This is a genomic window from Alteraurantiacibacter aestuarii (assembly GCF_039523595.1).
Taxonomy (GTDB): domain Bacteria; phylum Pseudomonadota; class Alphaproteobacteria; order Sphingomonadales; family Sphingomonadaceae; genus Alteraurantiacibacter; species Alteraurantiacibacter aestuarii.
In genome coordinates this window covers 327,321-350,007 of record NZ_BAAAFP010000002.1, presented here as the reverse complement: position 1 = coordinate 350,007, position 22,687 = coordinate 327,321, and the positions used below count along the sequence as shown (strand labels likewise).

Below are 22,687 nucleotides of genomic sequence, written 5' to 3'. Positions count from 1 at the left end.
TGAAATCAGATGGTTTCAAGCGTCACGCGGTCATTGGTGAAGACGCATACGTCAGCGGCAACAGCCATGGCGCGGCGGGCGATCTTTTCGGGATCGTCCTCGTAATCTGCCAGTGCGCGGGCGGCGGCGAGCGCGTAATTGCCGCCAGAGCCGATCGCGGCGATCATCGTATCGCTGCTGGCTTCGGGCTCCAGCACATCACCATTGCCCGTCAGCACCAGCATCACCTCTTTATCGGCAACGATCATCAGCGCTTCCAGATTGCGCAGATACTTGTCGGTCCGCCAGTCCTTGGCCAGTTCCACTGCGGCGCGCAGCAATTGCCCGCTGTGCTGTTCCAGCTTGCGTTCCAGCCGTTCGAACAGGGTGAAGGCGTCGGCGGTGGCACCGGCAAAACCGGCGATGACTTTCTGCCCTTCGCCAATCCGGCGCACCTTGCGCGCGTTGGGCTTCATCACCGTATTGCCCATCGAAACCTGCCCGTCGCCGGCGATCACGGTGGTGTCGCCGCGTTTCACGCCGATGATGGTGGTGCCATGCCACTGGATCATGCCGTGGCTATTCCTGCTATCGTCCATGCCTGCGCATATGGGGCCAGATGGCGTGGGCTTCAAGGAATGGCGGGGAATGGCCCGCTTTGACGGCCACTGGTGGTCAATGGCGATCAGTGGCGACCAATGGCGGCGCGCAAGTACCGTCAATTGCGCGGCTTTCCCCCTTTTGTTGAACCATTTGGCATGTAAAGGTGCCTGCAAAATCAGGAGCATGAATCGCAATGAAGTTCGAAACCGTCGCGGAATTGATCAAGGGCATTCCCTTCACCAGCCCGGAACGCGGCCGTGAGCTTTATGATTTCGTGCTTCGCCACCAGCCGAAGAACTGCCTTGAGCTGGGCGTCGCCCACGGAGTGAGCCTGTGCTACATGGCCGCCGCTCTGGACGAGATCGGCGCAGGCCATATTGACGGGGTGGACCTGATCGATGTGCCCCGCGATCCTTCGCCCGAAGATCTGCTGAAGAAATGCGGGCTGGAGAAATACGCCACCATCCACCGCGAAAAGAGCAGCTACACCTGGTTCCTGAAAAAGAAGATCGAGGCCAGCACCGCCAATGGCGTGTGCCGTCCCGGCTATGACCTGTGCTTCATCGATGGACCCAAGAACTGGACCATCGATGGCGCGGCCTTCTTCATGGCGGACAAGTTGCTGAACCCTGGCGGCACCGTGCTGTTCGACGATTACAACTACGCCTATGGCGCCGCCGATATGGCGACCGATGGCATCAACCACCGCGACCTGGCAGATGACGAGCGGCTGGAGCCGCATGTGAAGAGCATCTTCCACCTGCTGGTGATGCAGCATCCCGATTACGGGAAGTTCGAAGTGGTGAACGAGCAATGGGCCTGGGCCACCAAGACCGGCGGCACAGAGCGGACGCTGCACGTGCATGAACGGCTGGGCCTGCAGTCCAAATTGCTGCGGGCCTTGCGTAAACTGCGTTCCAGAGTGGGGTGATCAGCCGACCGGGCTGATCGTCATCGCCGCGTGGCCCCGATCAGCCAGGGCCGCCGCCGCCGCCGCCAACACCGGGCGCGCCAACCGTGCCGATATTGCCGAACAGATCTTCCAGCAGGCTGCGATGGCGGCCCAGCGTGGGTGTCTTGCCGCTATCGGGATCGAGCAGGACGACCTTGTCCATCCCGGTGCGATCTGCCGAGATGACATTGCCAGCCTCGTCAAAGCGGACCGCGAGCACCGAATGGGTGGCGATCCGGGGGGTGGTGAAAGGCCTCTGATTCGTGCGGCTGGAGATATAATACCAAACCGGGTCGCCAAACTGGCTGGTCAGCGTGGGCCGTCCCAGCGTGCCGCGCACCGATTCCTGATTGTCCAGGCCGGGCTGCACTGCGGCAACAAGCACTTCATCGACCAGATAGCCGCGCGTATTCTGGATCGAGGAGCAGCCAGCGACCAGCGCAAAAGCGCCGATTGCCGCAGCGACCCGCAAACTGGAATGCCCAGTCTTGAAATGCATCTTTACCAAACCCTTCACTCGCCTGTGGCACGCACGATCATTGCGGGGCCGCGCGGCATACCTATATCAGTCAGCCAATATCAGTCGGCCAAAGTCACTTGCCCAGCATGATTTGCCATGCCTTACGGTCTGGCGCGCCAGCGTGCAATGCGCTTGACCACAGCCTCCTGAACCTTTGCCATTGAACCCCCGCCCATTGAACCGGCGCTTAACGATCAGGTCCCGAACACACCATGTCCTTTCTCTCCCGCCTTTTCGGCACTCAGTCCGACCCGCGCGACGGCTTGCGCCCCCTGTGGTTCCGCGTGGTCGAAATCAGCCGCCTGCCCGAATATTATGCCCGCAGCGGCGTGGCGGACAGTGTGGAGGGCCGGTTCGACATGGTGGTGAACGTGCTCACCCTGGTCATGCTGCGGATGGAAAAGAGCCGCTCGCTGGGCCCCAAGGCGGCATTGCTGACCGAATTGTTCGTGGAGGACATGGACGGCCAGCTGCGCGAAAGCGGCATTGGCGATGTGGTGGTCGGCAAGCACATGGGCCGCTTGATGAGCGCACTGGGCGGCAGACTGGGGGCTTTGCGCAAGGTGATGAAGGAGGGCGACATGGAACAGCTTGCCACCGTGCTGGAGCGCAATGTCACCTGGAGCGAGACGCCCGATCCGCAAGGCCTAGCAACGCGGCTGCGCGCCCTGCATGACGATCTGGCGGATCGCAGCGATGACGACGTACTGGCCGGAAGGATCGCCCGATGAGCGCTGGCCCTACCCCTGACCGCGCCCCCGATCGCGCCCCTGACCGCGCCCCCGATCGCACGCCCGCGCCCGAATTTTCGCACATGATCGACCGCCGCCAGCTGAAGGAAAAACCCGTCCGGCTGGTGGCCGATGCGCAGCAGCGAGAGGATCTGGCCCGGCGCTTTGCCATCCCCGCGATCCACTCCCTGACGGCCGAATTGCAGCTTACGCCCGATGGCGAGGCGGTGGTGGCTGCGGGCAGGCTGGAGGCCGATGTCGTGCAAAGCTGCGCCATTTCCGGCGATGATCTGGCCGTCGCCATTCGCGAGGATATTACCCTGCGATTCGTGCCCGAACGCGCGATAGAGGCCGAAGAGATCGAGCTGGAAGAGGAGGAGCTGGACGAGATTCCCTTTGCCGGGAACAGCTTTGATCTGGGAGAGGCCGTGGCGCAAAGCCTGGCGCTGGCCATCGACCCCTACCTGACCGGCCCCAATGCCGATCAGGTGCGCACGCAAGTGGGCCTGTCAGCCCCGCAGCCAGACGGCCCGTTGCAGCAGGCGCTGGCGAAACTGAAGAAGGATTAGCGCACAGGCGCAGTTCGTCAGAACGGGATATCGTCGTCCAGATCGTCACCGAAGCTGGAGCCGCCACCCGAACCGCCCGAGCTACCGCCCGCACCGCCAGAACTGCCGCCACCCTGGTTCCAGTTCGATCCGCCGCCGCCAGCACCGCCTGACGATCCGCCGCCGTAGCCGCCGCCACCCTGGCTGCCGCCACCACCGCCGCCGCCGCCCTGACTACCGCCAGCACCATCGAGCATGGTCAGCGTGCCGTTGAAGCCGCGCAGAACGATCTCCGTGCTGTAGCGATCCTGGCCGTTCTGGTCCTGCCACTTGCGGGTCTGCAACTGGCCTTCGACGTAAACCTTGGAACCCTTGCGCAGGTAATTCTCACACACGCGCACCAGCCCTTCGGAGAAGATCGCCACGGTGTGCCATTCGGTGCGTTCCTGGCGCTGGCCTTCCTTGTCCTTCCACGTCTCGGACGTGGCGATGCGCAGGTTGCACACCTTGCCGCCGTTCTGAAAGCTGCGGATTTCGGGGTCTGCACCCAGATTGCCGATCAGCATTACCTTGTTGAGTGAACCGGCCATCGAATCTCTTTCCTCTTTGCGCGTTTGCAGAGGACTTATCGAATGGACCGGCAGTTCGCTACCACTGGCGGCTGCGCTTTTTCCACAAGCAGCAGAATATTACGCGCGCGCCAGCCTTTGAAATACCGCCCTAGAGGCCCAGCGCGACCGCGCTCCAATAGGTGAGTCCGGCAAAGATGTAGGCCAGTCCGAACAGGTAGGCCAACATGAAGGCGGGCCATTTCCACCCGTTCGTTTCCCGCCGGGCAACCGCGATGGTGGAGAGGCACTGCGGCGCGAACACGAACCACGCCAGGAAGGCCAGCGCGGTGGGCAAGGTCCATTCGGCGCGCAATTGCGGGATCAGGCCTTCGGCGGCGGCATCGTCATCCTCGGCATTCACGGCATAGGTCGTTGCCAGGGCAGACACGGCCACCTCGCGCGCGGCCATCGCCGGGATCAGCGCCAGGCTGATCTCGCGATTGAAGCCGATCGGCTCCATCACAACGTGCAGGCCATCGGCGATCTTGCCCGCGAAAGAGGCATCGACCTGGCTCTCGCCAATCTCGGCCTTGGGGAAACTCAGCAGCAGCCACAGCACGATGGTGGCCATGAAGATGATCGTGCCGGCGCGGCGCAGGAACACCCAGGCGCGCTGCCACAGGCCAATCGCCAGATCGCGCAAGGGCGGCCACTGGTAACGCGGCATTTCCATGATGAAACCCGATGCAGCGCCCTTTGTGGCGGTGCGCCGCAGCACCAGCGCCACCACCATCGCGCCCACGATTCCGGCGATATAGAGCGCGAACATCACCAGCCCCTGCAAGCCAATGCCAGGGCCAACGCTGGTGGCGGGAATGAACGCGGCGATGATCACCGCATAGACCGGCAGGCGCGCCGAACAGGTCATCATCGGGGCGATCAGGATGGTGGTCAGCCGGTCCTTTGGATCGGAGATGGAGCGTGTGGCCATGATGCCCGGAATGGCGCAGGCAAAGCTGGACAGAAGCGGAATGAAACTGCGCCCGGACAGGCCGACATAGGCCATCAGCCGGTCCATGATGAAGGCGGCGCGCGCCATATATCCCGATTGCTCCATCGCCAGGATGAAGGCGAACAGGATCACGATCTGCGGCAGGAACACCACCACCGATCCCACGCCGGTGAGGATACCCTCTGTCACCAGATCGCGGATGATGCCCTCTGGCAGAATGGCCCGCGCCAGATCGATCAGCGCGGAAATGCCTGCGTCCAGCGCATCGGCAAAGGGCGTGGCCCAGGCGAACACCGCCTGGAAGATCACGAACAGCAGGCCAAACAGGATCACCGGGCCCAGCCACGGATGCAGCAGCACCTTGTCCAGCTTGGCGTGGAGCTGGTGCACCGAACTTTCCGAAACGATGGCACCCTTGGCGATGTTGCGCGCGGCGAGGCGCCGTTCCGGCATGGTCAGCCGGGCCACCTGATGGCGCGCGGACATGTCCTGCGAACCGGCCGTCTCCAGCTGATCCAGCAGCACCCCCAGCCCGCGCTTGCGGACCGCCACTGTGGGCACCACCGGCACGCCCAGCGCATCGGACAGCGCCGCCGGATCGATCACCAGCCCGTCGCGTTCGGCCAGGTCGATCATGTTGAGGGCGATCACGGTGGGACGCCCCAGCCCGATCAGCTCCTGCGCGAACACCAGATGCTGTTCCAGATTGGCCGCATCGATCACCACCACCAGCACATCGGGCACGGCCTCGCCGGCAAAATTGCCTTCGACCACGCTGCGGGTAACTTCCTCGTCCGGGCTGGACGGATCGAGCGAATAGGAGCCGGGCAGGTCGATCAGTTCGACCACCTCGCCAGAAGGCAGGACCAGTCGGCCCGCCTTTCGCTCCACCGTCACGCCGGGATAATTGGCGATCTTCTGGCGTGCACCGGTCAGCGCGTTGAACAGCGCGCTCTTGCCAGAATTGGGGTTGCCGACCAGCGCGGCCGTGCGCAGCGTACTCATATCTCGCGCACCGTCATCGCCTTGGCATGAACGCGGCGCAGGGCCACCGTCATGCGCCCGATCATCAGCGCGATCGGATCACGCCCTGCAAAAATCCCGCGATGCGAAATGGCCACGCGGGCACCCTGATCAATGCCAAGCGCGCGCAGGCGCTTGCCCTCTTCCGGGGCGAGCGCATCCCAGTCCACATGGACGATTTCCGCGCGGACAAGCGGCGGCAGTGAATCGAGTGTCATAATGGTCCGGCGCGGTGCCAGAGAGTCGCGCTAATTGCAACTGGTTCTCAATATAGTCTGAAGCGAAACAGACAAGCACGCGCGGATGGGCATGCGCAAATCAGCTGGATGGATACCGCAGCCGTCCAAGGAAGCGCGCCACATCGAAGTGCTCGCGGTCGCCAAAGGCTTTTGCCTTGGCTTTTTCGAACTTCATCACCCCGTCGATCCGGCGGTCCAGGAACGCGCGGCTGTCGGCCTTGTCCTCGCTCTCGTCATTGACGTAGATCGCCAGCGTCGCGGCATAGATCGAGGCCAGGATCACGCGTTTGGTATAGTGATTATAATCGGTGGAGGTATCGCCCGCCAGCCGCCACATCTTGTCTGCGCTGGACCAGCCCATGCGCATGGTGCGCAGGGCATTTTGCGGCATGGCCTGGATCGCCAGAGCGCGGCTCAGCGCCTCTTCAAGGCCCTTCACCTGCTCCAGCCGGAACCATACCAGCGTGCGAATACGCTCACGGATCTTCATCGTGTCGAGCGCGCCGCCGCCAAATGTGGCCATCATCGCGGCGTCCACGCTTTCCACCCAGGCGGCGATCATGTCCATCGGTCCACCGGGAAAGGCCAGCCGGGCAACCGCCGGATCGACCCCGGCCATTGACGCGGCGGCAAGCAGGGCTTCATCGCCCCAGCCATCGAACACGGCGCCCTTTGCCACCTGCGGGGCCAGCCCCAGACGGATTTCATCGAGCGTGGCGTCAGCGGCGATCGTCATCAGCGCGGCCCGTATGATGTGCCGGTCGTCTCACGCTCTGCAGGCGGGCGGGCATAACGGTTGAGCGTATCGTTGGTGATGTCATTCTCGCCCCGCAGCCGCGCATAATCGCGCGCCGAGCGGCCCGAATTGTCATACCGGTCAGGATCGGCACCGGCCTGCAGCAGAATGCGCATCAGTTCGGTATTGCGCGAATGCACGGCAGTCATCAGCGGCGTCTCGCCCGAGTTGTTGGTCACGTCCACCCGTGCACCATTGGCCACCAGCGCCTGCACGCCTTCCAGATGGCCCAGCTGCACCGCCAGCATCAGCGGGGTGACGCCGTTGTTGTCGCGAATATTCACGTTCGCGCCCTGCTGGTAGAGGAAGTTGATCCAGGTCACGTCGCGGCGCGCCACTACGATATGCAGGGCGGAGCGACCGGTCGAGACATCGCGCGCATTGACCACGGTGGAACCGGGCACGTCGAGCAGTTCGGTCACCTTGGTGCTGTCCTTCTCCTCAACCGCCTGGAGGAACTCATATCCATCGGAATAGAGCTGCGCCGCGGCAGGAACGGAAAGGCCCAGGCTGCCCATTACAGACAGCATGACGACAATTTTTCGAAGAGCGACCATGGTCACCCGTTCTCCTCAATCAAGATTCCTGCGGACATCCCGCATAATGTGCCGGATTCGTCCTTGCTGGGGTTGCGTTAGCAGAGCATGAACCCAATTGTCATGCCCATGCCCATATTAGCGCGCCCTGTCACTTTGCCGATCAAGCTTGCGGTGGCTTTTGCCCTGCTCGCGCCGCTGGCCGCGTGCAGTCAGCAGCCCGCCCCGCCCCCGCCGCTGGAAGGCGCCGCCATCGGCGGTCCGTTCGAACTGGTGGACACTGCGGGCAAAACCGTGCGGTGGAGCGATTTCGACGGCAAGTACCGGATGGTCTATTTCGGCTATGCATGGTGCCCGGACGTGTGCCCGTTCGATCTCAACCGCATGATGCTGGGCTATCGCCAGTGGTCGCAGGCCCATCCGGATCTGGCCGCGCAGGTGCAGCCGATCTTCATCACCATCGATCCCGAACGCGATACGCCGGAAAAAGTGGGTGAATATGTCGCCAATTTCGGGGACAATCTGATCGGTCTGACCGGCACGCCCGAAGCCATTGAAGAGGCGGCGCGCAATTTCTCCGTCTATTACCAGCGCGGGCCGGATGACGAGAACGTCGGCTATCTGATGGATCACAGCCGCGCAGGCTATCTGATGGGGCGCGAGGGGCAGCCGATTGCCCTGCTGCCGGTTGAAAGCTCGGCAGAGGAAGTCGCCGCGGAACTGGGCAAATGGGTGAGCTGAGGGACCGCTTCTGGGAGCTGGACCTGGACACGCTCAACCGCGCCGAGTGGGAGGCCTTGTGCGATGGCTGCGGGCGCTGCTGCCTGCACAAGCTGGAGGACGAGGACACCGGCGAAATTGCCGAGACCAATGTCGCCTGCAAGCTGCTGGACACCAATACCGCGCGCTGCAGCGATTATCGTCACCGCAAGGCCTTTGTGCCCGATTGCCTGCGGCTGACCCCGGCGCTGGTCAAGAAAGTGCCGTGGCTGCCCAAGACCTGCGCCTATATATTGCGCGCACGGGGCAAGCCGCTGCCGCACTGGCATTACCTGCTGACCGGCAGCCATGAGGCGATGGTGGAAGCTGGCGCCAGCGTGGCTGGCCGCGTGATCAGCGAGGTCGATGCCGGTCCGCTGGAACATCACCTGACCGACTGGGGCCGCAAATGAGAGGCCGGAATTGATGGGGACGCGGGCGTGATCGACTGGCTGCGCGAGGATCACCGCAATCCCAGCGTCGCGCTGGCCGACCGCACATTGCCCATCGCCATTCGCCGTCATGCGCGCGCCACAAGGCTGACCATGCGGATTGCGCCTGATGGCAGCGAATTGCGCATCACTCTGCCGCGCTGGGGCCGAACGCGAGACGCCCTGGTGTTCGCCCGCGCCCGCACCGACTGGATCGAGGCGCAGCTGGCCCGCCTGCCACAGAGAATAGAGATTGCTCCGGGCGTGACCCTGCCCTTCCGCGGTACGCACCTGCTGATCGACTGGCGCGAGAAGGAGCCGCGCAGGCCGCAGCTGGCCGAAGCCAGCCTGGTGCTGGGCGGGCCGCAGGACACGTTGCAGCCGCGCATCCGCCGCTGGATGGAGGCCGAAGCGCTGCGCCATCTGGCCGATGACCTGGCGTTCTATTGCGGGCGCGGCGGCCACCGGGACCTGCCGCAACTGCGCCTGTCGCGCGCGCAGCGGCGCTGGGGCAGCTGTTCGGGCCAGAAGGATGACGGCCGCTGCATCCGCATCAACTGGCGGCTGATCATGGCGCCCGACCATGTGCGCCGGTCGGTGGTGGCGCATGAGGTGGCTCACCTGACCCATTTCGACCATTCGCCATCGTTCCACGCCTTGCTGGGCGATCTGTACGATGGCGACCTTGCCCATGCCGACCGCTGGCTGAAGCACGAAGGCCGCAGCCTTTACGCCGCCTTCGGCTGAGCGCCCGAAACATCAGCGGCGGCATTGGCCGGAGCAATAGCCGGAGCATCAGCAACACTGGCGCAATCGCCATCTGCATCCTATCTTGCCGCGCATGAAACAATTCCTGCGCCGAATCTCTCCCAAACGGGCGGTGGTCGACCTTGCCGAACAGTGGCGCCAGCCGACCCCGCATCGCTGGCCGATCCTGGGCGTGGCGATTGCCGGGACGTTCGCCATGTTCATGCTGTTCATTCCTGACAGCCAGCGGATCGAACCGCGTCGCCCCGATGTGATCTTCATCAGCACCTGGGAAGATGGCCGCTCCGAAGCGGAGATCATCGCTTCCAACTGTGCCAACCAGCAGCTGAAGGATGAGCTGCAGGCCAAGCTGGACCAGCGCGCCGAGATTGGCCGCGACATGTATCGCGCCCTGGGCCGCGCCACCTTTATCGATGTGGACGCGATGGAAGCTGAAATAGCAGCCGAGCGCGCCGCCGAGGAAGCCGCCGCCGGGCCGCGCCCCAGCGATTCCGATGTTGGCCTGTCGGTGGAAGAATATTGCGCGCGGGCGGCAGGCTGACTTGCCGCCGACTGACGATGATCCGCGCTGGCTGGATGCCGCCGCCAGCCTGGCGATAAGGGCGCGTCCGCTCAGCACTCCCAACCCCTGCGTGGCGGCAATCATCGTCAATCGGGGCCGCGTTATCGCTCGCGGCTGGACCGGCGCAGGTGGCCGCCCCCATGCAGAGGCCATCGCCTTGCAGCAGGCGGGTAGCGCCGCACACGGCGGCACCATGCATGTGACGCTGGAGCCGTGCGCCCATCTCTCCGCGCGTGGCCCGGCCTGTGCCGATCTGCTGGCGGCATCGGGGCTGGCGAAGGTGGTCATCGGCTGCGGCGATCCCGATTCGCGCACCAATGGCCAGGGCATTGCCCGCCTGCGCGGCGCCGGGATCGCGGTGGAACTGGCCGATCACGCACCCAGCCGGACAAGTCTCGCCGGGTTCCTCACCCGCCAGACCAGGGGCCGACCGCATATCACGCTGAAGCTGGCGGTATCGCGCGATGGCTTCATCGGCCCGCTTTCGGGGGAGCCGGTGATGCTGACAGGCGCGGTGGCGCGCGCGCATGTGCACCGCCAGCGCGCTCTGGCAGAGGCAATACTGGTGGGCGGCGCGACGCTGCGAAACGATGCCCCGCGCCTCGACGTGCGCCTGCCGGGGCTTGAGGCGCGCAGCCCGCGCCGCATGGTGCTCACACGAGGGCCTGCGCCCGCCGGATGGGAGCAGTTGCCCTCCCCGCAGGCGGTGCATGACCTGCACGCCATGCAATTTCTCTATGTCGAAGGCGGCGCGGCCACGGCGCAGGCCTTCCTTGCCGCCGGTCTGGTCGACCAGCTGATTATCTACCGCGCGCCGGTGACGCTGGGCGCGGGCATTCCCGCCTATGGCGCGCTTGGTCCCGCAGTGGATGGCGCGCCGCCCGCCGGATTTGTGCGCGTTGACCAGCGGCGTTTAGGCAGCGATATGCTGTTCACCTACCAACCAGCCACCACAGGGGATTCTTGATGTTCACCGGCATCGTTACCGCCATCGGCACGATCCAGAGCATTGAGCAGCGCGGCGATATGCGCGTGCAGATCACCTGCCCGCTCGACCCTGCAAAAATCGCCATTGGTGCCTCCATCGCCTGTTCGGGCGTGTGCCTGACCGTGGTGAAACGCGGCGGCGAGAAGGGTGCAGCCCATGAGAACAAGGCGTGGTTTGCGGTGGATGTGTCGGCAGAAACAGTATCCCGCACCGCCAGGGGCATGTGGACCGAAGGTCGCAATATCAATCTGGAACCATCGCTGCGGCTGGGAGACGAGATGGGCGGCCACATCGTCACCGGCCATGTCGACGGCGTGGGCAGAGTGCATGACTGGCGGCCCGAAGGCGATTCCATGCGCGCCACCATCGCCGCGCCGGGCGATCTTGCGCCGTTCATCGCCGCCAAGGGATCGATCACCGTCGATGGCGTGTCGCTCACCGTCAATTCGGTCAACGACCGCCCCGACGGATCGGTCCATTTCGGCCTCAACATCATCCCCCACACCGCCGAAGTCACCACGCTGGGCGAACTGCGCCAGGGCGGCGAAGTGAACCTGGAGATCGATACGGTCGCGCGCTATTTGCAAAGGATGGCCAGCCTGCGGGGGTAATTCCCCCTTTCGTCATGCTGAACTCGTTTCAGCATCCATCCGGCCTCTCTGTCCGCTGTTCAAGGTTGAGAAATGGATCCTGAAACGAGTTCAGGATGACGACGAGGCTGACGACCCTGCCGCAGACCTTCGCCCTTTCCTACACGCTCCATCCCGGCCTAGCCCCGGAGCGGCTCTTTCCCACTGTCTGCACCCCCACATCCCACGCGCCACTCCGCGCCTGCTGTAGGAAATTTTCGCAAAGCGACGCGAACAAGGATTTTATTTTTTCCTACAGCTGTTTTCGCGCCGAAAACCCCCGCAAACCCGCTTCCACGGCGGGATTGCGCAGGGTCACGCCATCTCCAACAGGTGTAACTTGTGTAAACCCCGGCAGGACAGGATCAGGGCCGGATCAGCCTTGGGAGAGCGGTCCGCTGGCGAAGTCCGCGCGGCGAATCTCGTAGATCACATGGACGAGCTGCCGGCCTTCATGTTCGATCACTTCGACCTCATCGGTCAGCCGTCCGCCGATCTTCTCCACCGCCCGGCGTGATCGCAGATTGGTGTCTCCAACCCGAAAGACAACGCGCTCCACAAAGCCAAGCGCATGGGCCAGCATCAGCCGCTTCATTTCGGTGTTCAGACCGCTGCCCCACCTGTTGCGCGCGAGAAAGGTCCAGCCGATCTCTACCTCACCGCCATTGGCGGGCAGGTATCCCTGAAAGCGGGACGAAGAAACGACCGCGCCCGTCTCACGCTCAATGCCCACAAGCGCGCCGCCTTGGGCCAGCGCATCGGCAAAAAAGGCGCGGAAGACCGGCTCCTGCCAGCGATCGTGCATCGGGTGCAGCGCCCACAGCTCAGCGTCACTGGCGATGGCGAACAGCGCATCCCAGTCGTCTTCGCGCAGCGGCCGCATTTCCAGCCGCTCCCCGATGAGGATCGGCTGGCGATCCAATGTCAGGTACTCACTGCCGCCAGCGCGCTCACGAACTTGTCGATGTTGTCCATCGTCAGGCCCGCCACGTTGATGCGGCCGGAACCGGCCATGTACACGCCGTGATCGTCGCGCAGTGCCTGGATCTGCTCCTTGTTCAGCGGCAGCATGGCGAACATGCCCTGCTGCGTGCCCAGCGGGGCCAGGTTCACCGCGCCGGCATTGCTGGAAGCGGCCAGCTTCTGGCGCACCTGCAGGATGCGCGCACGCATGGAATCCAGTTCGGCCACCCATTGCGCGGTCATGCCCGCATCGGTCAGCACGATGCGCACCGCAGCCGCGCCGTGATCGGGCGGCATGGACCAGTTGGCGCGGGCCAGCGCATGGCCGTTGGACATCACGCGCGTGGTCTCTTCCGCGCTGCCGGTATAGGCGTAAAGCGCGCCCACACGGTCACGATAGAGGCCGAAGTTCTTGTCACAGCTGTATGCCACCAGCGCCTCCGGCACGGCGGAAAGCACCTTGCGCATGCCATAGGCATCCTCTTCCATGCCAAGGCCAAGGCCCTGATAGGCAAGATCGATGATCGGCAGCACGCCGGTTTCGGCCAGAATTTCGGCAATCTCGTCCCACTGATCGTTGGTGTAGTCGATCCCGGTGGGATTGTGGCAGCAGCCGTGCAGCAGCACCGCATCGCCCTTGCTCGCACCGCGCAGGACATTGCGCAGTTCAAACATGTTGGCACTGCCATCCGCCGCGGCATGATCGAAGGCGACCAGATTGACGCCGATATCGGCAAATATCTGCGCATGGTTGGGCCAGCTCGGCGTGCCCATCAAAATGTTCTCGACGCCCGCGCGCTTGGCCAGCGAAATGGCGAGGCGAACCGCGCCCGTGCCGCCCGGCGTCTGCATGCCTTCGATGCGGCCACCCTGCGCAGGATCATCGCCGCCAAAGATATGCGGCATCAGCGCATGGACAAAGCCCATGTCGCCCTCTGGCCCAAGGTAGGCTTTGGTGGGCTGCTCTGCCACCAGCTTTGCCTCTGCCGCCTTGATGCAGCCGAATACCGGCGTGCCGCCATCGGCGGTGCGATAGACGCCCACGCCAAGGTCAATCTTGTCGGCGCGGGTGTCCGCTTCATAGAGTTTGATCAGCGCAAGCAGCGCGTCGGGCGGTTGTTGTTCGAGTCTGTCCAGCATGATGGCGCGGTCAATGCCGCCGCAGCAACTCTATCGCAAGGTGGAAATCACGCTTTGTCCGGCATTTTTACGCCAGCGTCAGAAAGGCAACCAGCGCTGCTTGTGCGAAAAGCGCATGTAGCCGGCATTCACGCCCAGCCGCAGACCCGCACCCACGCGGATCGGGATCAGCACGATATTGCCCTTGCGCAGGTAGCTGGCAGTGAAACCGCCCACCAGATAGGCCTGCCCCTCGCCAGACGGGAAGCGCTCGTAAAGCTCCTCCGAATTGTCGAGATTATACACCAGCACGAAAGTGTTGCCGGCATTGGCCCCGGCATCGAAGCCGATCGACGGGCCGGTCCAGTAAACCGGGCGGTTGCCTTCTATCGCGTGGAACAATGTGCCCGAACCGTAACGCACGCCCAGCACAAATGCGCCGCCGCCCTCGCGGCCGACGATATAGCCATTGGGCTCACCCTGTTCGTCCAGCAGATCCTGGATCAGGCGCGCCAGCCCTTCGGCACCGCGGCCAAACAGGCCCTCTGCGGCACCGATCAGATCATCGCTGCCATAGGTGCTGGATGGCTGTTGCTGCACGGCCTGCGCGGCGTTGACGGGCGAGGCACCTTGCGCAGGGGCGGGATAGGTTTCGGGCGGAAGGTCCAGCGTGGCATCGGCATAGCGGTCAGAGATCGGGGTGGCCGGGCTTGGGGTGGTCTGGCTGTAACGCGCCGCCGGGGCTTGCGTATCATATGCGGGCCCTGCAGACGGCTGCACAAGATCGGCATCGATTGCCATATCGGGATCGACGGTTTCGATGGATTGCGCGGCAACCGGCGCAGCGGCAAGACCTGCCAGCACGGCAAGCGCTATCCCCAGCGCGCCGGTTCGGCAATTTTCAGCAATTCGGATCAACATGGTCATCCCCCTCTGTGGCAAGCGGACCTTTTCAATGTGCCAAGAGAATCCTTTGCGGGTGAAGCGGCAATGAACGCGCGCCGACCCGAGTCTCTTTTGCGATGAACCGAATCAATTCCCCGGCAAGCAGCCAAATTGCAGCCAAGTGCAGGCTATGCTTGCGGCCCGCAGAACCCCCGGTTATAGCGCGCCCGCATCGCCGCTGCGATCTGGAGACGTGGGTGAGTGGCTGAAACCAGTTCCCTGCTAAGGAACCATACCCATACCGGGTATCGAGGGTTCGAATCCCTCCGTCTCCGCCATAGCCCTGCAATTGCGATTGCCAGGGCAGCAGCGGGCTAGCTGCCGCAGACGGCGGGCAGCCGGGGCAGGTCCCCACGCGCGAGTTTCGGGGGGAATATCGTTTGACCGTCATGCACAAAGCGTTGTCGACTGCCGAACGATATGGACCCGCCCTGGTCGTTTGCAGCTGCCTGGTCATGGCGCTTTTCTCGGCATTTCAAGGTCCGCTGCTGTTCGAGGATGCCTCGGTCTTCCTGCACCGCGTGAACTATACCGATTTGCCGGTGCTGCATTATTACGTCGGCTATATTCCGGCGAGCATAGAGCTTTTCAGCGAGGCGGCAGGGATCTTCCCGCTGCCGGTGCAGGCGCTGCTATACCCTGCCTTTTCGGTCGCGCTGTTCATTCTTCTGCTGGCCTATCTCAGGCGGCTTTGCGGCAATCCCCATGCGGCGCTGCTAGTGGCGGCCTATGTCTTCCTGCTCGACCGCACCTATCTGACGCTCATCGCTTTCTCGCAATGGACCGCCGTGGTCGCCCTGATCGTGCTTGGCGCCATACTGTGTATCGAGCGGCGATCCGCCACCATCACCGAACTGATTGTGGTGGCGTTCCTGGCGGCGTTTTCTCCGCTGACGATCTGCGCGGTGCCGATCTTTGCGCTCTATATCTGGCAACAGCCGCGCAAGGCCGCACCCTATGTCGCCTTTGCCATCGTGCTGGTTCTGGCGATCGTGCTGCGCGATCCGCTGAACGATCGCGGAGACATTGCGCAGATCGTGACCAATCTGGCGCTCAATGTCGCGGGGCTGTTCACTGCTGCCGATCCGGTGGTGGATTTCAGCGGCGGATCGCTGCCCCTGTCCCCGAACAAGCTCATCTGGATGGCGTCACTGGTTGTGTCCATCGGCGGCTTTTTCTGGGCCGCATTGCACCGCCGCGATCCGGTCTTGTCGGCCTTCGCAGTCTGTCTGGTGGGCATCAATGTCCTGTCCTTTGCCAGCGTGCGCCATCACGACTTTCCGCTTGAGCCGCGCTATTATTTTTCGACCGTGGTGTGCGCCATCGTCTATCTGACGATCCGGCCCGGAACGCGCTGGGCACAGGCATTGCGCTGGATTGCGCCGGGTGTTTTTGCCCTCGGCCTGCTCGGCGGCGCAGCACGAATGGCGGATTGCCAGGATTGCACGAGCATGGCGGAGATCCTGGCATTTGACGGAACAGGCGATCCGGTGGTGATCGACAGGCTCAGCGGCGACTGGACTCTGGCCATCGGCAATTACCAGCTCGACAGCGCGCAATGCACCGAAGCTCCGCCGCCAGAGGGCGGGTATGGCTTTCGCGTCCACTGCAACCGGAATTCGTGGATTTACATCGAATCTGCACAGGATGCCGGTAACTGACATTGGCCCGGTTACTGACAGGAGCTGGTAATTGTGCTCAAGCTGCGCAGCGCAATGCCCGATGATGGGTCAGGTCTTGATGACAGAGCGGTTCTTGATGACAGGCCAGTTCTTGATGACAGGAAAGTGCGAGATTCGATGACTGCCACAACCCTGAGACCGGTGTGACTGGCGAGCTTCTGAGCTGGGGCCGCGCGCACCGCTTCCAGCAGGACAGATACGTCCTTTCTCCCGAACTGCTCGCGCGTGAGGGACTGGCGCGGGTGGTGGACGCGCAGCGCAGTGTCATCCCCTTCGGCCTTGGCCGCTCCTATGGCGATGTGGCCCTGAACGAGGGCGGCACGGTGCTGCAGACGCCCCGGCTCGATGCGCTGATCCACGCAGACTGGAACACCGGCATCGTGCGCGCCGAGGCCGGACTGAGCCTTGCGATGTTGCACAAGGTGAGCGTGCAGCGGGGCTATTTCGTCGCGGTGACACCGGGCACCAAGTTCGTTACTTTGGGCGGCGCGGTGGCCAATGACGTGCATGGCAAGAACCATCATCAGGCAGGCAGCTTCGGCGCGCATGTCCGGGCGCTGGGCCTGCTGCGATCCGATGGTACGCGGCTGACCTGCTCGCGCGAGCAGAACGGTGAAATGTTCGCGCTGACCATTGGCGGACTGGGCCTGACCGGCCTGATCGAATGGGTCGAACTGCAGCTCAAGCCGATTGGTTCTGCCTTCCTGACTGTCGAGAACATGGCCTGCACCAGTCTCGACGAGTTCTTCACACTCAGCCACGACAGTGCCGACTGGCCCTATACCGTCATGTGGGTCGATTGTTTCGCAAAGGGCAAGGCAGTGGGGCGCGGCATATTCTCGCGCGGGCGGGTGCTCGACGATGGAGCGCTGGAACCGCATGGCGACAAGGGCCTGTCGATGCCGATGACCATGCCGGCATTCGTCCTCAACAAGGCCTCCATCACGGCGTTCAACCGGCTGTACCGGATGCGCCCCGGCGCGCGCTTTGCAGGTCGCCAGCATTACGATCCGTTCTTCTATCCGCTCGATGCGATCGATGGATGGAACAAGCTCTACGGACCCTCCGGCTTCTACCAGCACCAATGCCTGATCCCGCCCGATGAAGCCCGCAAGGGCATTCGCGAAATGCTCGAAATCGTCGAGCAGGCGGGGCAGGGATCGTTCCTTGCCGTGCTCAAGGTTCACGGCCCGGAGACGTCTCCGGGGGTCATGTCATTCTGCCGCGAAGGCGTCTCGCTGGCGCTCGATTTCGCCAATAAGGGAGAGCGCACCTTGCGCCTGCTGGACCAGCTTGACCAGTGCGTGGCACGCCACGGCGGGCGCATCTATCCGGCCAAGGACGGACGCATGGCCGCCGCATTCTATCAGCAATCCTATCCACGCTGGCGTGAGCTGGAGGAGGCGCGCGATCCGGCGTTCTCGTCTTCGTTCTGGCGCCGGGTAACGCAAGAACAAGGGGCCAATTCGTGACCGAACAGACCATTCCGCGCGTCGCCATCATCGGTGCCACTTCCGCCGTGGCCCACGCCTATTGCCGCCGCCTGCTGCAATCTGGCCCGGTCTCTCTGGTGCTGGCCGGGCGCGACAGACCGGCGCTTGAGCGGATCGCCGCCGATGTGACCGCGCGCGGCGCCGTGGATGTGCAGATCGTGGCGGGCGAAATCGGCGATCCGGCGCAGGTGCCGCAATTGCTGGAACAGGTGCGCGGCCAGGGTCCGGTCTCGCTGGCGCTGATCGCTTACGGGGTTCTGGGTGACCAGAAGGCGCAGCAATCATCGGCGCAGGAACTGGTCCGCCTGTTCAACGTCAACCTTGTCTCGGCAGCGCTGTGGGCCGAAGGATTTGCCGCCGGTTTCGAGCAGGCCGGATCGGGCCGGCTGGTGATCATGGGATCGGTTGCAGGCGATCGGGGGCGTCAGTCCAATTACCTCTACGGTGCCAGCAAGGCGGCACTTGAACGCATCGCGCAAGGCATGTCTCACCGTTTCGCCGGCAATCCCGAAATCAGCGTGACGCTGGTCAAGCCGGGCTTCATCGATACGCCGATGACCGACCATATCGAAGGCAAGGGCGGCCCGATGTGGGCCACGCCGGACAAGATCGCGACCCTTGCAGACAAGGCCGCGACCGCGCGCCGCAACAGCCTTTACGCGCCCTTCTTCTGGCGCTGGATCATGCTGATTGTGCGGTCCCTGCCCGTGCCGATCTTCCACAAGACCAAGCTCTGACCCGCCCCGGCCAGATGCACTAACCCTCTGGTCAGGTGCACACGGGAAGGTTGGCGGCCTGTGATCCGGCCCAGGCGAAGAACAATGGCCGGACCCACCCGGCCAGCACGATGCCTGCATAAAACTGCCTGCGCCCGATCCCGAAATAGCTCGCCCCCAGCGAGGCGACGGCGCTTGGGATCACCGGAGCCACGCGCATCACTATGCAGAAGACCAGCCCGTACTGGCGCGCCAGCCGGGCGAAGCGGGAGAGCCTGCGCCACGGTGCCAGCGCCTGCTCCAGCTGTGCCGGGTCCGAGCCGTGCGATGCTTCGAACAGGATTATACTGGCCAGCACAAGGCCGGCAAACTGGACCAGGCCAGCTTCCACGCCAAAGAAGTAACCGGCCAGCAGGACCACCGTGGTGCCCAGCGGAATAACGGTGAGGAACAACAGGCTGCAAAAGACAAACAGGCCGATCATGAACGGCCAGTAATTGTCCTGCATCAGCGCGATGAATTGCAGGAAGCGCTCGCACGCGGGCGCGGAGTCCAGTGCCATCCAGAGCAGCGCAAGGATGACAGAGACAGCCAGCACCGCCAGACCTATCCACGCAGGCCGCGGCGCCAGGGCGACGGCGAGGAGCCGCACAATGCCGGTGTCACTCCTGCCAGTCACAGCGCCTGTATCCCCTCAGTCAGGCTTGCGGCCAGTAATCAGGAACTGCTTGCCCAGGAATTTCCAGGCGAAAGGCAGTTTGAGATAGGCGGCAATCAGCAATGATGTCTGCGGCAGGGCAGAGCGCGTCGAATAGGGGAGGAACCGGGGAATGATCTCCGCCACCTCGAAGCCGGACTGGATCAGCCCTTCTTCAAGCGAGAGATGCGACAACGGCAGGTAGTGATCGTAGAAATCCCAGTAATCCTGGCCGACATATTTGATATTTGGTCCCAGCACCACGAACCTGCCGCCTGGCTTGAGTACCTTCAGGACCTCGGCAAAAACAAGGTCCAGATCGGGCTTGGTCAGGAGATGTTCGAGGAAGTTGGAGGTGAACACCACATCGACCGAATTTTCCCCCACTGCGCTGCTGAACTGCGTCGCCGAAAGATTGTGAAATTCCACATGTTCGGGAAGCATGGCCCGCGCATCGGGGTTGAGATCGACCGCGATCTGGCGGCTGGCAGAAATGTTCTGCGAAAACTCGCCATATCCGCTGGCGAGGTCCAGCACGACCTTGTCGTGGCCAATCTTGTCCTGCAGGTAATAGTCGCAAATGGTTTTCCAGATGGCGATCTTGCCGACGCGGTCGGCTTCCTTGAAACGAAACTGATAAAGCTTGCTGAGTTCAGACATTACGCGCCCTTGAAAGTGAAAAACTTGTGCATCAGAAAGCTGATCGGCACCGGCGAAGCGACGGCAATCGCATGGGCAATCTCGCGCGGGAAAAAGGTCATGCCGATGCGCGGGAAAAGCGTTTCCGACAGGGCCCAGGAAATTGTGATCACCACCGGCATCATGCACAGGTTGAAACCCACGAAATAGATGACCTGCTGATGCCGCCTGGTAGATGACCGGGCGAAAACATAGCGTTCATTGAGCACGAAAGCGGTCGCAATGCCGATGGCATAGGCGAGGAACAGCGCGGCGATATATCCGGTGATCGGCGTCAGGGCGATGCGCGAGAGCCAGTTCGCCAGCGCCGAGGTCCCGCCCGCCATCAGGAAGCGGGCGAACTGGCCGGAAAGGAACAGGCCGATCCATTCCGACAACGAGCGGCGCGAGGCAGGCGCATCTCCGGCTCGGACCGGACCGTCTGGCTCCCGCTCAACCATTGCCAAGCCGCTTCATCGCCGTTTCGGCCAGCCGTGCACCCAGGCCGACACTTTCGGAAATGCCGCGGTCTTCCGGGTAGTAGTAGGATGTGTCGGCAATCTGCACTCCGGGCAGGCTGGTTTCGACAGGCGGCAGCTTGTCGAGGAAATTGGGGGTACAGATCGGCTGCGAATATTTCAGGCGACTGGCATTGCGGTCGATCACGTCACCCTCGCCAATCTGCGGATTGACCGCCTTGATGGCAGCGAATGCGTCATCCAGCAACGCCTCGTCGCTATAGTCCCAGCGCTCATTGTCATGCGGCATGTAATAGGGGGCATAAATGATCGTGTCGCCGCCGAAATCGCGCAGGGCGCTGAACTCGATCAGACCGGGAATGGGATGCGCCTTGTCCATGATGTTGACCCAGAAATGCCCGGTGACCGGCTTTTTCAGGCGGTAGACCAGGCATATCACGCCAATATTCTCGATCGCCGCCAGCTTTGCATGCTCATCGGGCGACAGGCCGGGAAAGATCCTGTCAGCCACTGGCGTGGGCACGGTCGAGATCACTTCCCGCGCCAGCAGCACTTCGCCATTACCCAGTTCCACGCGCTTGAGGTCATTCTCTGCCACCGTCACTGCGGCCACGGGCGCGCTGCAGCGCACTTCGCTGCCAGCCTGCGTGATGCCGGCGACCAGCGCATCGACCAGTGTCTGCGTCCCGCCCTCCAGATGGCCCAGCCGCTCCTCCATCAGGCTCTTGCGGGATCGGCCGATCCGGCTGATGCGGGTGCCGATCCAGGTGGCGCTGATGACGTCCGTATACTGGAAGAATTTCTGGTGCAGCAGGCGGTGCCACATCTTGTCATAGCCGGATTGCCCTAGCCATTCCTTCAGCCATTCGGGCGCGGTCATGTGTTCTGCCCCGTCCCAGTTGGGCCGTTTGGTGCACCACCATGCCAGCAGGCCATAGCGCAGCTTTTCTATCGGCCCGAGGTGCGGATATTTGAGCAGCGCCAGCGGATTGCCCCAGTCGTGCACTTTTCCGTGATCGAAATAGCCCATCGTGGTGCGCTTCCACACCAGAGTGTCCGCCAGGCCCAGCTCCTCCAGCAGCGCGAAAGTGTCATGATCGCTCTGGCAGATGAAGTGGTAGTAGCGCTCGAGCGAAATTCCGCCGAAGTCGAAATGCGCCGCCATCCCGCCCGCAACCGGCCCCGCTTCAAGCACCAAGCAGCCAATGCCGTTGTTCGCCGCGCGCCATGCAGCCGCCAGCCCCATCGCACCCGCGCCGATCACGACAAGGTCGTGGATGTCATCCGTGGCGGGGGTCATGGCTCAGAATTCCAGCAGCGTCTTGGAGTGGGCGGGATGGGTGAAAGTCTCGCGCACGGCATCGCGGAATCCGGTCGGCTGAATGTCGAACATGCCCGGCCAGTCCACGACCGGGAATTCCTCCGGGATCACCAGCGCTTCCAGCTGGCGGGTGGTGAAGGGAGGGTTGCGGCTTACCAATTCCGCCGCCCATAGCGAAAGCCAGAATGCCCAATAGGGAATATGCACGATCCGCGCCCGGGCGCCCGTCTCCTGCTTGATGGTGCGGATCAGGTCGACATAGGCGATCTTCTCATGGCCGGAGATATCGAGCACGGCCCCTGCGGGACGCTGCTGGATGCAGCCCATGATGACGCGGCAGAAATCCCCGGCATATAATGGCTGGCGGATGTAGCGGCCGTGCGATGGGATGGGAAATACCGGCACCTTGTCCATCAGCCGCCGCAGCCAGCCCAGATGCTTGCGGTCAAACCAGCCGAACATCAGCGTGGGTCGCAGCACGCACAGCGGCAGTCCGCTGGCCAGGACCATATCCTCCTGCGCGGACTTTGACCTGGTGTAGAAATCGTCCGCCTCGCTGTTCACCACCGATGACGAGATATGGACGATGAATGGCGGGTTTTCGCGGTCGATTGCGTCGAGGATATTGCGCGTTGCGGTGATGTTGTTGCGCTCAAAATCGGTCCAGTCCAGTCCGCCGATCTGCGCCTGATTGAGCACCAGCGTATGTGCCAGGGCAACCTCGCGCTGCCAGTCGCCCGGCTCGGCCAGATCGGCCTCTATCACCCGCACCCACGGCTGCCGCTCGCGCAGAATATTCGTGTTGTGCGGATGCTTGTCGATGCCGACGATGTTGGAATATCCCGCCTCGTGCAGGCGCAGGCACAGGTTCTGCCCCACCAGTCCGGCGGCGCCGGTAACAAGGATCGGGGCATTCTTGTCGGTCACTGGAATCTCCTGGCAGCCAAGGGGCCCGGTGCGACAGGCG

Annotated in this window: 27 protein-coding genes and 1 tRNA gene; 13 read left to right on the top strand and 15 right to left on the bottom strand. The window is 63.2% G+C overall.

The genetic code is table 11. The annotated features are described in order from the left end of the window. Positions 1–5: 5 nt before the first annotated feature. Complete coding sequence (hslV, locus tag ABDZ98_RS05335) at positions 6–578, bottom strand: ATP-dependent protease subunit HslV (protein WP_160589383.1); 573 nt, start codon at positions 576–578, stop codon at positions 6–8. A 197-nt stretch (positions 579–775) separates the two neighbouring features. Between hslV and ABDZ98_RS05330 the strand changes: the two genes are divergently transcribed. Further along, complete coding sequence (locus ABDZ98_RS05330) at positions 776–1,513, top strand: O-methyltransferase (protein WP_160589382.1); 738 nt, start codon at positions 776–778, stop codon at positions 1,511–1,513. A 40-nt stretch (positions 1,514–1,553) separates the two neighbouring features. Here ABDZ98_RS05330 and ABDZ98_RS05325 read toward each other — a convergent pair whose 3' ends face one another. After that, the gene (locus ABDZ98_RS05325; RefSeq protein ID WP_160589381.1) at positions 1,554–2,033 is read right to left on the bottom strand and encodes an outer membrane protein assembly factor BamE; all 480 of its coding nucleotides are present in this window, start codon (positions 2,031–2,033) and stop codon (positions 1,554–1,556) included. Between the two features lie 233 nt (positions 2,034–2,266). On the opposite strand from ABDZ98_RS05325, the gene ABDZ98_RS05320 reads away from it, so the two are divergent. Continuing rightward, positions 2,267–2,785: a ubiquinol-cytochrome C chaperone family protein gene (locus tag ABDZ98_RS05320; RefSeq protein ID WP_160589380.1), complete on the top strand. Its 519-nt coding sequence runs from the start codon at positions 2,267–2,269 to the stop codon at positions 2,783–2,785. Next, positions 2,782–3,354 carry a YceD family protein gene (locus ABDZ98_RS05315; protein ID WP_160589379.1) on the top strand — a complete coding sequence of 191 codons (573 nt, stop codon included), beginning with the start codon at positions 2,782–2,784 and terminating at the stop codon, positions 3,352–3,354. The genes ABDZ98_RS05320 and ABDZ98_RS05315 overlap by 4 nt, the downstream gene beginning before the upstream one ends. A 17-nt stretch (positions 3,355–3,371) precedes the next feature. Here ABDZ98_RS05315 and ssb read toward each other — a convergent pair whose 3' ends face one another. The 5 genes from ssb to ABDZ98_RS05290 form a co-directional block, all read right to left on the bottom strand. After that, positions 3,372–3,923: a single-stranded DNA-binding protein gene (ssb, locus tag ABDZ98_RS05310; RefSeq protein WP_160589378.1), complete on the bottom strand. Its 552-nt coding sequence runs from the start codon at positions 3,921–3,923 to the stop codon at positions 3,372–3,374. Positions 3,924–4,053: 130 nt separating this feature from the next. Further along, the gene (gene feoB / locus ABDZ98_RS05305; RefSeq protein WP_160589377.1) at positions 4,054–5,901 is read right to left on the bottom strand and encodes a ferrous iron transporter B; all 1,848 of its coding nucleotides are present in this window, start codon (positions 5,899–5,901) and stop codon (positions 4,054–4,056) included. Further along, entirely contained in the window at positions 5,898–6,137 is a 240-nt protein-coding gene (locus tag ABDZ98_RS05300) for a FeoA family protein (protein WP_160589376.1), read from the bottom strand. The genes feoB and ABDZ98_RS05300 overlap by 4 nt, the downstream gene beginning before the upstream one ends. A 100-nt stretch (positions 6,138–6,237) precedes the next feature. After that, positions 6,238–6,894, bottom strand: a complete 657-nt coding sequence (locus ABDZ98_RS05295; protein ID WP_160589375.1) for a COQ9 family protein — start codon at positions 6,892–6,894, stop codon at positions 6,238–6,240. Further along, complete coding sequence (locus ABDZ98_RS05290) at positions 6,894–7,511, bottom strand: ankyrin repeat domain-containing protein (protein WP_160589374.1); 618 nt, start codon at positions 7,509–7,511, stop codon at positions 6,894–6,896. The genes ABDZ98_RS05295 and ABDZ98_RS05290 overlap by 1 nt, the downstream gene beginning before the upstream one ends. Positions 7,512–7,646: 135 nt before the next feature. Between ABDZ98_RS05290 and ABDZ98_RS05285 the strand changes: the two genes are divergently transcribed. From ABDZ98_RS05285 to ABDZ98_RS05260, 6 genes are all read left to right on the top strand, one after another. Next, positions 7,647–8,231, top strand: coding sequence for an SCO family protein (locus tag ABDZ98_RS05285; protein WP_237437310.1), 585 nt, complete (start codon positions 7,647–7,649; stop codon positions 8,229–8,231). After that, entirely contained in the window at positions 8,219–8,662 is a 444-nt protein-coding gene (locus ABDZ98_RS05280) for a YcgN family cysteine cluster protein (RefSeq protein ID WP_160589373.1), read from the top strand. The genes ABDZ98_RS05285 and ABDZ98_RS05280 overlap by 13 nt, the downstream gene beginning before the upstream one ends. 27 nt (positions 8,663–8,689) lie before the next feature. Further along, entirely contained in the window at positions 8,690–9,427 is a 738-nt protein-coding gene (locus ABDZ98_RS05275; protein WP_160589372.1) for a YgjP-like metallopeptidase domain-containing protein, read from the top strand. Positions 9,428–9,521: 94 nt separating this feature from the next. Beyond that, a complete protein-coding gene (locus ABDZ98_RS05270) occupies positions 9,522–9,989 on the top strand; it encodes a hypothetical protein (RefSeq protein ID WP_160589371.1) in 468 nt (155 codons plus the stop codon). A 1-nt stretch (position 9,990) separates the two neighbouring features. Further along, positions 9,991–10,977 carry a bifunctional diaminohydroxyphosphoribosylaminopyrimidine deaminase/5-amino-6-(5-phosphoribosylamino)uracil reductase RibD gene (ribD, locus tag ABDZ98_RS05265; RefSeq protein WP_237437309.1) on the top strand — a complete coding sequence of 329 codons (987 nt, stop codon included), beginning with the start codon at positions 9,991–9,993 and terminating at the stop codon, positions 10,975–10,977. Beyond that, positions 10,977–11,609: a riboflavin synthase gene (locus tag ABDZ98_RS05260; RefSeq protein ID WP_160589369.1), complete on the top strand. Its 633-nt coding sequence runs from the start codon at positions 10,977–10,979 to the stop codon at positions 11,607–11,609. The genes ribD and ABDZ98_RS05260 overlap by 1 nt, the downstream gene beginning before the upstream one ends. A 394-nt stretch (positions 11,610–12,003) precedes the next feature. Here the strand turns inward: ABDZ98_RS05260 and ABDZ98_RS05255 are convergent, their stop codons facing one another. The 3 genes from ABDZ98_RS05255 to ABDZ98_RS05245 all read right to left on the bottom strand — a co-directional run bounded on the left by ABDZ98_RS05255 (position 12,004) and on the right by ABDZ98_RS05245 (position 14,636). Beyond that, positions 12,004–12,549, bottom strand: coding sequence for a GNAT family N-acetyltransferase (locus ABDZ98_RS05255; RefSeq protein ID WP_160589368.1), 546 nt, complete (start codon positions 12,547–12,549; stop codon positions 12,004–12,006). A 2-nt stretch (positions 12,550–12,551) separates the two neighbouring features. Continuing rightward, complete coding sequence (locus tag ABDZ98_RS05250) at positions 12,552–13,730, bottom strand: amino acid aminotransferase (RefSeq protein WP_160589367.1); 1,179 nt, start codon at positions 13,728–13,730, stop codon at positions 12,552–12,554. Positions 13,731–13,808: 78 nt separating this feature from the next. Then, the gene (locus tag ABDZ98_RS05245) at positions 13,809–14,636 is read right to left on the bottom strand and encodes a DUF1134 domain-containing protein (RefSeq protein ID WP_160589366.1); all 828 of its coding nucleotides are present in this window, start codon (positions 14,634–14,636) and stop codon (positions 13,809–13,811) included. A gap of 205 nt (positions 14,637–14,841) precedes the next feature. On the opposite strand from ABDZ98_RS05245, the gene ABDZ98_RS05240 reads away from it, so the two are divergent. From ABDZ98_RS05240 to ABDZ98_RS05225, 4 genes are all read left to right on the top strand, one after another. Then, positions 14,842–14,932, top strand: a tRNA-Ser gene (locus ABDZ98_RS05240). 177 nt (positions 14,933–15,109) lie between these two features. Next, positions 15,110–16,315 carry a hypothetical protein gene (locus tag ABDZ98_RS05235; RefSeq protein WP_160589365.1) on the top strand — a complete coding sequence of 402 codons (1,206 nt, stop codon included), beginning with the start codon at positions 15,110–15,112 and terminating at the stop codon, positions 16,313–16,315. A 164-nt stretch (positions 16,316–16,479) separates the two neighbouring features. After that, complete coding sequence (locus tag ABDZ98_RS05230; protein ID WP_202385891.1) at positions 16,480–17,808, top strand: FAD-binding protein; 1,329 nt, start codon at positions 16,480–16,482, stop codon at positions 17,806–17,808. Continuing rightward, positions 17,805–18,566, top strand: a complete 762-nt coding sequence (locus tag ABDZ98_RS05225) for an SDR family NAD(P)-dependent oxidoreductase (RefSeq protein ID WP_160589364.1) — start codon at positions 17,805–17,807, stop codon at positions 18,564–18,566. Before ABDZ98_RS05230 ends, ABDZ98_RS05225 begins: the two co-directional genes overlap by 4 nt. Positions 18,567–18,597: 31 nt before the next feature. Here the strand turns inward: ABDZ98_RS05225 and ABDZ98_RS05220 are convergent, their stop codons facing one another. The 5 genes from ABDZ98_RS05220 to ABDZ98_RS05200 all read right to left on the bottom strand — a co-directional run bounded on the left by ABDZ98_RS05220 (position 18,598) and on the right by ABDZ98_RS05200 (position 22,647). Next, on the bottom strand, positions 18,598–19,107 hold the full coding sequence (locus ABDZ98_RS05220) for a VTT domain-containing protein (RefSeq protein WP_160589363.1): 510 nt from the start codon (positions 19,105–19,107) through the stop codon (positions 18,598–18,600). 132 nt (positions 19,108–19,239) lie between these two features. Then, on the bottom strand, positions 19,240–19,902 hold the full coding sequence (locus tag ABDZ98_RS05215) for a class I SAM-dependent methyltransferase (RefSeq protein ID WP_160589362.1): 663 nt from the start codon (positions 19,900–19,902) through the stop codon (positions 19,240–19,242). Further along, positions 19,902–20,318: a GtrA family protein gene (locus ABDZ98_RS05210; RefSeq protein WP_160589361.1), complete on the bottom strand. Its 417-nt coding sequence runs from the start codon at positions 20,316–20,318 to the stop codon at positions 19,902–19,904. The genes ABDZ98_RS05215 and ABDZ98_RS05210 overlap by 1 nt, the downstream gene beginning before the upstream one ends. A gap of 55 nt (positions 20,319–20,373) precedes the next feature. Then, entirely contained in the window at positions 20,374–21,699 is a 1,326-nt protein-coding gene (locus ABDZ98_RS05205; protein WP_202385890.1) for an NAD(P)/FAD-dependent oxidoreductase, read from the bottom strand. Positions 21,700–21,702: 3 nt separating this feature from the next. After that, on the bottom strand, positions 21,703–22,647 hold the full coding sequence (locus tag ABDZ98_RS05200; protein WP_337190127.1) for an NAD-dependent epimerase/dehydratase family protein: 945 nt from the start codon (positions 22,645–22,647) through the stop codon (positions 21,703–21,705). Positions 22,648–22,687: the final 40 nt, after the last annotated feature.